At 69.7% G+C, this 4,444-nt stretch carries 4 protein-coding genes; all 4 read left to right on the forward strand.

What is annotated here, in order from left to right:
* The first annotated feature begins 2 nt into the window (after nt 1-2).
* The 4 genes from IY392_RS04710 to IY392_RS04725 all read left to right on the forward strand — a co-directional run bounded on the left by IY392_RS04710 (nt 3) and on the right by IY392_RS04725 (nt 4,408).
* Nucleotides 3-743, forward strand: coding sequence for an ABC transporter ATP-binding protein (locus IY392_RS04710; protein WP_194860643.1), 741 nt, complete (start codon nt 3-5; stop codon nt 741-743).
* Nucleotides 743-1,699, forward strand: a complete 957-nt coding sequence (locus tag IY392_RS04715; RefSeq protein WP_228549032.1) for an ABC transporter permease — start codon at nt 743-745, stop codon at nt 1,697-1,699. The genes IY392_RS04710 and IY392_RS04715 overlap by 1 nt, the downstream gene beginning before the upstream one ends.
* Nucleotides 1,700-1,860: 161 nt before the next feature.
* Entirely contained in the window at nt 1,861-3,039 is a 1,179-nt protein-coding gene (locus IY392_RS04720; RefSeq protein ID WP_194860644.1) for an ABC transporter substrate-binding protein, read from the forward strand.
* 40 nt (nt 3,040-3,079) lie between these two features.
* On the forward strand, nt 3,080-4,408 hold the full coding sequence (locus IY392_RS04725; RefSeq protein WP_194860645.1) for an FAD-binding oxidoreductase: 1,329 nt from the start codon (nt 3,080-3,082) through the stop codon (nt 4,406-4,408).
* The last annotated feature ends 36 nt before the right edge of the window (nt 4,409-4,444 follow it).

A 4,444-nucleotide genomic window follows, 5' to 3' on the forward strand; every position in this document is an offset into this window, starting at 1 on the left:
CCCTGCGACCGGGTGCCGAGATCCTCGGCTTCTCCGACGTCGGCGTCACCTACCCCAACGGCACGCGCGCGCTCGAGGGCGTGGATCTGCGCGTGGGGGCGGGCGAGTTCGTCAGCGTGGTGGGGCCCTCGGGCTGCGGCAAATCCACGCTCCTCGGCCTGGCCTCGGGGCTCGCGGAACACACCGACGGCTACATGCAGACCGGCACCGACCGGGTGGGGTACGTCTTCCAGGACGCCACGCTGTTGCCGTGGCGCACCGTCGCGCAGAACGTCGAGATGCTGGCCGAGCTCGACGGGATCGGGAAGACCGAACGGCGTCGGCGGGCGCAGGAGGCGATCGACCTCGTGGGGCTGTCCGGTTTCGAGCGGTCCCTGCCGCGCGAGCTGTCCGGCGGCATGAAGATGCGGGTGTCGCTGGCGCGGTCGCTCACGCTCGAGCCGGAACTGTTCCTGTTCGACGAGCCGTTCGGCGCGCTCGACGAGATCACGCGGCAACGACTCGGCGACGAACTCCTGGGGTTGTTCGCCGCCAAGCGCTTCGCGGGCCTCTTCATCACCCACTCGGTGTCGGAGGCGGTGTACCTGTCCACCCGCGTCGTGGTGATGTCCGGCCGACCCGGTCGCATCATCCACTCCGTCGAGGTTCCCTTCGACGTCCCCCGCGACCCCGAGGTCCGCTACTCGGCTGACTACATCAACCTCGTCGGCGAGGTTTCCCAGGCACTCGAGGAGGCACACTGATGGACAACACGACCACTGCCACGCAGGCTCTCCGGGCGGGTCGCGCCACGCCCGGGTCGATCGCACCAGGCGAGGAGCCGGGTCCCCACGACGGCTCCGGGTCCGGGGGTCCGGGGTCGCAGTCGGCGACGACCACGACGACGGCGAGGCGCTCGCGTCCGCGACTGTCCGCGGACGGCCCGCTGGTGCGCATCGGCGGTCCGCTCGTCGTGCTGGCCATGGTCCTGGGGGTCTGGTACTTCATCAGCTACGTGGTGCTCGAACCCTCGCGGCGTTTCCTGATGCCCGCTCCGCACGTCGTCATCACCGAGGGGTTCATGGGCGACAACCTCCCGGCGATGCTCGACGCGCTCGAACGGACCACGGTGGTGGCGTTGACCGGCCTGGCGATCGCGTTCGTGATCGGCGTGGTGTGGGCCATCCTGATGAGCCAGGAGACGTGGGCGGAGCGCTCCCTGTTCCCCTACGCGGTGGTGCTGCAGTGCATCCCGATCCTCGCGTTGGTGCCGCTCATCGGTTTCTGGTTCGGCTTCGGCTTCACCGCGCGGGTGTTCGTCTGCGTGCTCATCGCCCTGTTCCCGATCGTCTCCAACACGTTGTTCGGACTCAAGTCCGTCGACCCGGGGCTGCGGCGCCTCTTCCGCCTCCACCACGCCGGCCGGTTGACCGTGCTGCGCAAACTCGAGGCGCCGGCCGCGCTGCCCGCCCTGTTCGAGGGACTGCGGGTGGCCGCCGGGCTCTCCGTGGTGGGTGCGATCGTCGGGGACTTCTTCTTCAAGCAGGGCGACCCCGGGATCGGCATCCTCATCGACACCTACCGGGCCCGGTTGCAGTCCCCGGAGTTGTTCGCCTCCATCCTGCTGGCGTCTCTGCTCGGTGTGGCCGTGTTCCTGGCCTTCGGGCTGCTCTCCCGCAAGGTGGTGGGCCGGTGGTACAACGCCGAGGACCAGCGGTGACGGTCGCCGTGCGTCCCCCCACGTCTGTGCATCAACCCACGTCTGCGCATTAACCCACATCTGCCCGACCGGCAACACAACCGAAACGAAGCGCCGTTTCACTATAGATATTGATCACGTCAATACGGGAGGCCGGATCCGGTCCCCGGGAGGAGACCCCCATGCGCCGCACCCACACCACCAGGACCGTGCTCTCCGTCGCCGCCGTGTGCACCCTCGGAGCCGCCACACTCACCGCCTGCGGTGGTGGCGACACCGAGACCGAGGCCGCGTCCGGCTACACCGGCGAGATCGGGGCGGTGGACCTCAGCGCGAGCTGCCCCGCCACCGTGGTGGTCCAGACGGACTGGAACCCGGAGGCCGAACACGGTCACCTCTACGAACTCCTGGGACCGGATCCCACGATCGACGCCGCGGCCAAGGCGGTCTCGGGTCCGCTGTTCGCCTCCGGGGAGTACACCGGTGTGGACGTGGAGATCCGCACCGGCGGTCCGGCGATCGGGTTCCAACAGGTGACCGCGCAGATGTACCAGGATCCCGACATCATGCTCGGGTACGTGGACTCGGACCAGGCCGTGCAGAACTCCCTCAACAACCCGACCATCGGGGTGTTCGCCCCGCTCGACATCAACCCGCAGATGATCATGTGGGACCCGGAGACCTACCCGGACGTGGCGCGGATCGCCGACCTCAAGGACGAGGGCACCCGGGTCCTGTACTTCGAGGGCAACGCGTACATGGACTACCTCACCGGAGAGGGGATCCTGGACCCCGCGCAGGTCGACGGCAGCTACGACGGCTCGCCGTCCAACTTCGTGGCGGCGGGCGGGACGGTCGCGCAGCAGGGCTACGCCAGCGCCGAGCCGTTCATCTACGAGAACGAGGTCGCCGAGTGGGGTAAGCCCGTGGCCTACGAGCTGCTCCACGACACCGGATACCCGATCTACAAGTCCATGATGGCGGTGCGCTCGGCCGAGCTCGAGGACAACGCCGCCTGCCTGGAGATGCTGGTGCCGGTCCTGCAGCAGGCCGAGGTCGAGTACTTCGCCGACCCCAGCCGCACCAACGAGGTGATCGTCGACGCCGTCGAGCAGTTCAACACCGGGTGGGTCTACAGCGACGAACTGGCCGACTTCGCCGTCGAGGCCATGCTCGAGCGCGAGATCGTCGGCAACGGTCCCGACTCGACGATCGGCAACTTCGACGAGGACCGACTGGCCGACATCGTCGAGCTCGTCTCGGGCATCTACGAGGCCGCCGACGTCTCGATCGCCGAGGACGTCACCCCGGAGACCATCGCGACCAACCGATTCATCGACCCGGCCATCGGGATGAACTGACCCCCACCCGAGTGACCACCCGACACAGGAAGGCACCCCAGTGAGCGAGACCCAGACGGTGACGCACCCGGTCGCCACGGCCCCGGACGTGGGCGGACTCGTGGAGGACCTGACCGCGCTGCTCGGCCCGGACCTCGTCCTCACCGACGACCGCAGCCTCGACAAGGCCTCGCAGGACGGCTCGTACCTGAGCCCCATCCTGCGTGCGCAGTGGCCCATCGGACGGCCCGAGGTGGTCGTGCGGCCCACGAGCGTCGAGCAGGTCCCCGCCGTCGTCCGGGCCGCCGTCCGGCGCGGCGTCCCCATCACCTCACGTGGCAAGGGCACCGGTAACTACGGTCAGGTGGTCCCGCTGCACGGGGGGCTCGTGCTGGACCTGACCGCGCTGCGGGGCATCGACCACGTGGACCCGGAGGCCGGGACGGTCACCGCGGAGGCCGGCGTGCGCATGATGAGCCTGGAGAAACGCCTCGCGCGGGACGGCTCGCAGCTGTGGATGTATCCCTCGACCGTGCAGTCCACCCTGGGGGGATTCCTCGCCGGGGGGTCCGCCGGAACCGGCACGATCGTCCACGGCCGCAACCACGAGGGGTTCGTCGAGGCGCTCGACGTGGTCTACGCCCACCCGGACGCCGAGATCGTGCACCTGGAGGGCGACGACGCCCAGCCGTTCGTGCACACCTACGGGGTCGCGGGGATCATCGTGCGCGCCACCGTGCGGATCGAACCCCTGCAGGACTGGCGGTGCGTCTACGCCAGCTTCGACGATCACCACGACGCCTTCTCCGTGGTCCCGCGGATCCACCGACTCGACCCCGCCCCACGGCTGTGCTCGGCGGACGGCGCCCACGTCGCCGGGTGTCTGCCGCCCGACGAGGCCATCCCCCCCGGCCGGGCCAGCCTGCGGGCGATCGTCGACGCCTCGGTCGTCGACCGGGTGAGCGCGCTGGTCACCGAGGCGGGGGGAGTGGTGGAGGCGGTCCGCTCAGGGGTCAACGAGAGCATCAAGGTCTCGACCCTGTCCTACAACCACCCCACCCACTGGCTGCAGAAGGCGGAGCCGGACACGTGGTTCCACATGGAATGCCAGGGCGACGCCCTGGTGGAGCGGCTGGACGAGGTCGAGGCCGTCTACCCGGGCGGGACCCTGCACCTCGAGGCCGGCCACGGCCGGATGTTCGGCATGCTCAACGGGCACTACACCGACCCGGACGCCGCCTACGCGGGCGTGCCCGTCCTGGAGGAACTGGGCGTGACGGTGCACTCCCCGCACCAGTACCGCGTGGATCACGGCACCGAACAGGTGCGGGCACTCGCGGCGCGCACGGACCCCTACGGCCTGCTCAATCCCGGGCGGTGGGGGGCGTGATCGGGCCCGCGCGGCGCTACGCGGACCTCAGCACGG

The sequence above is a fragment of the Dietzia sp. SYD-A1 genome, from assembly GCF_015356725.1.
In the GTDB taxonomy this organism is placed as follows: domain Bacteria; phylum Actinomycetota; class Actinomycetes; order Mycobacteriales; family Mycobacteriaceae; genus Dietzia.